Origin of the sequence: Paenibacillus sp. 2TAB19 (assembly GCF_052115185.1) — a bacterium.
Taxonomy (GTDB): Bacteria; Bacillota; Bacilli; order Paenibacillales; family Paenibacillaceae; genus Pristimantibacillus.
In genome coordinates, this window is the sequence record NZ_JBFRGE010000166.1 from 1 (window position 1) to 3,424 (window position 3,424).

Sequence of the window (3,424 nt, forward strand, 5' to 3'; positions counted from 1 at the left end):
TTTCCGACTTCCTTGGCCTCCTGTACGACCTGTTGCTTAAACTCTAATGTGAATCTTCTACGTTGCATAAAAAATCCCCTCCACTGGTTCTGCTTCTAGCTTACACTGTTAAGTGGGCTAGTCTCAAATCCAATTTCGGGGCTTAAGAGATAGCAGTAGAGAATTGTAAGTAACTCAGAGGGGCTTCGCCTAACATTATATTCACGCATCGGGCCATTCGGCCCTCGGTCCGGCAGTAGTTAGAAGAGGATTCGAAGAGGCATTTCAGTAGCGGGGAAGCATAATCACCCGGACACACCCGCACCACCTAACCGCATCGCGGCCGGTCCCGTTGGGACTTTAAGGTGGTGGGGCGTCGTGAATACGAGAACGTTAGAGGAAATTCCCGAGTTCTAAAGTGAGAAGAAAATAGAGATGAATAGAAACCAAGACCTATATAAGTAAGTTCTAGATTACTTTGAAACAACATGAGCGATAAAAACGATAAGAACGACAAAACAACAAGAGCGACAAAAACGACAAGAGCGATAAAAACAAAAAGGGCGACGAAACAACAAGAATGAAAAAACAAGAATCGATAACACAAATGCGACTGATTGCTATTCAAGAAGTGGGAACTTCCTCTAACACCATATTCACGCTTCGAGCCATTCGGCTCTCGGTCCGGCACGAAGTTAGAAGTAGAATCAGTGAGGCATTTCAGCAGCAGGGAAGTAGAAGCAGCCGGACACATCCCACCATCTAGCCGCATCGCGGCCGCCCTTCGGACTTAAGGTGGTGGGACGTCGTGAATACAACAACGTTAGAGGAAATTCCCGAGAGAAGAAATAGAGATGAATAAAATCAAGATCAATGAAAGTAAATTCTATATTGCTTGAAACGACATGAGCGATAAAAACGACATGAGCGATAAAAACGACAAGATCGATAAAACATCAAGATTGACAAAACAATAAGAGCGATAAACACAAAAAGGGCGACAATACAACAAGAATGAAAAACAACAAGAATGAAAAACACAAATCCGACTGATTGTTATTCAAGAAGTGGGAACTTCCTCTAACACCATATTCACGCTTCGAGCCATTCGGCTCTCGGTCCGGCAGAAGTTAGAAGTGGAATCGGAGATGTATTTCAGTATCAGTGAAGCAGGATCAGCCGGACACACCCGCACCACCTAACCGCATCGCGGCCGTCCCTTCGGGACTTAATAAGGTGGTGGGGCGTCGTGAATACAACAACGTTATGTGAAAGATGGGCAAATCCAATAAAAGCACTTTGAGGGGTTAATATGAAGCTTAAAGGGACAATTACGGAAGAAGCTTATAGGGAAGAGCTTCTTCGTTCTCATAATTACATTTTTAATTCAATTGAAGGGCAGTATCTTCATAGAACACTTTCGCAATAATTTAAGAAAATTAAAACTGCTTATATTTTGTATTGGACTCCTGAACAAGGAGAAGATTTATTTACAATATTGGTTGATGGAAATACAGTTGCTTTTATAGAAATCGAAGAAATAATCAAAAAGAAATGGTTATTCAAGAAAATAAAAAATCATAAAATTACTAGTTTAAGTACTTGTTCAGTCAAGGATTTCACCAAAGGCTTAAGCAAAACAAATCAAATCAAATTAGAAGTAGCATTAGACTTAAGTAATAGAGAATTTGAACGTAAGAGATAATTGTAAGTAACTCAGGAAGGCCCATCCATCACATAACACCATATTCACGCATCGGGCATTCGCCCTCGGTCCGGCACGAAGTTAGAAGAGGAACCGACGAGGAATTTCAGTAGCAGTGAAGCTTAATCAACCGGACACATCCCACCACCTAACCGCATCGCGGCCGCCCTTCGGGCTTAAGGTGGTGGGACGTCGTGAATACAACAACGTTATCGGAAACCCAGATAAAATAAAAACTACCTTGGAAGTGATCCCGTAAATGACTATAAACAAGAAAAGTTCAAGAACAATAATAGTTAAGAGTGAAACTTTTAGATGGTCCATTTCACCCGATAGTGGATATATTGTTTTTGTTGCAGAGCATAATGATTTCAAAGGAAAAAGAATAGAAGTTTATATTTCTTCAGAAGTAAATAGCTATTGGGAAAACTTCCCCAATGTAAATGAGATGAATGTAAAAGTCATTAAACCAAAAGATGCTGAAAACATAATAAATCAGGCTTTAGATAAAGGATGGGATCCAAAAGAAAAAGGAAAACCAATTGTATTTGATTTAATAGGAGAAAAAATAGAAGAGAAAATAAGAAGTTAAATACACTTGATAGCTCGAGGAAGTCTGGGCATCCGATAACACCATATTCACGCATCGGGCATTCGCCCTCGGTCCGGCACGAAGTTAGAAGAGGATTCGGAGAGGCATTTCAATTTCGGGGAAGCTGTAGCAGCCGGACACATCCACACCCACCTAACCGCATCGCGGCCGCCCTTCGGGCTTAAGGTGGTGGGACATCGTGAATACAACAACGTTATCTGAAACAACCACAAACCGAAAATCAAAACACAAAGGTGATCATATGGCAATTTGGGATTATCAATTAATTCTCTTTCCTATAGGGAATATCTCCGAATTAACTGATGACGGAATGGACTTCATTGGACCCCATACATTTAGTTTTCATAGCGCTATAACTGTAATACGAACGATAGATTTTGTTAAGAATTACTCGCCGGAGAATAAATGGCCGTCATTTGATGATGCTTGTTACTATTGTTTTAATGATGAACAGAGTATTGTGGAAATAGAAATAAATAGTGGAATTCATGAAGAAGAGGCAGAAATTATTTCAATCCGAACCAATATCTATCGAGATGAAGGAAACATTGAAAAAGCTATTGAAATATGCAAAAAACTTTGTAAAGAACTTAATCTTTTGATTTGGGATATGAAAATGAAAAGACAAATTGAAAAATTGAAAATGAATCAAGTATTGAAATTACAATAATGAAATTTAAGGAATTAAGGGCTAAATAATCTTGGGGGTATTCCGAGATGCGTGGTTGCATCAGATAACACCATATTCACGCATAGGGCATTCGCCCTCGGTCCGGCAGGAAGTTAGAAGAGGATTCGGAGAGGCATTTCAGTAGCAGGGAAGCTGGAGCAGCCGGACACATCCGCACCGACTAAGCGCATCGCGCCCGGCGACTTCGTCGCCTTAAGTCGGTGGGACGTCGTGAATACAACAACGTTATCTGCAATTCCTGGAGAGCAAGAGCATGGTGAAGAAATTAATTAGTGTTAAGTCTTTATGCGTGTCCGCTTAATATGAAGGATGTTGAAGAACATAAAGAGCTAAACCAGCATGGCAACATTCAGCAGATCGTAAAGATCAAAACCAGAAGTAAGCGTGGCAACATTCAGCAGATCGTAAAGATCAAAACCAGAAGTAAGTGTGGCAA

General features: G+C 40.7%; 3 protein-coding genes. All 3 read left to right on the top strand.

Translation table 11 applies throughout. The annotated features are described in order from the left end of the window. Positions 1-1,435: 1,435 nt before the first annotated feature. The 3 genes from AB4Z33_RS30545 (at position 1,436) to AB4Z33_RS30555 (ending at position 2,967) form a co-directional block, all read left to right on the top strand. Positions 1,436-1,684 carry a hypothetical protein gene (locus AB4Z33_RS30545; RefSeq protein ID WP_442053504.1) on the top strand — a complete coding sequence of 83 codons (249 nt, stop codon included), beginning with the start codon at positions 1,436-1,438 and terminating at the stop codon, positions 1,682-1,684. A gap of 259 nt (positions 1,685-1,943) precedes the next feature. Then, a complete protein-coding gene (locus tag AB4Z33_RS30550) occupies positions 1,944-2,276 on the top strand; it encodes a hypothetical protein (RefSeq protein ID WP_442053505.1) in 333 nt (110 codons plus the stop codon). A gap of 199 nt (positions 2,277-2,475) precedes the next feature. Beyond that, positions 2,476-2,967 carry a hypothetical protein gene (locus tag AB4Z33_RS30555; protein WP_442053506.1) on the top strand — a complete coding sequence of 164 codons (492 nt, stop codon included), beginning with the start codon at positions 2,476-2,478 and terminating at the stop codon, positions 2,965-2,967. Positions 2,968-3,424 lie beyond the last annotated feature (457 nt).

Coding starts and splice junctions, on each gene's coding strand:
- AB4Z33_RS30550 (WP_442053505.1), top strand. CDS start 1,944: ATGACTATAAACAAGAAAAGTTCAAGAACAATAATAGTTAAGAGTGAA.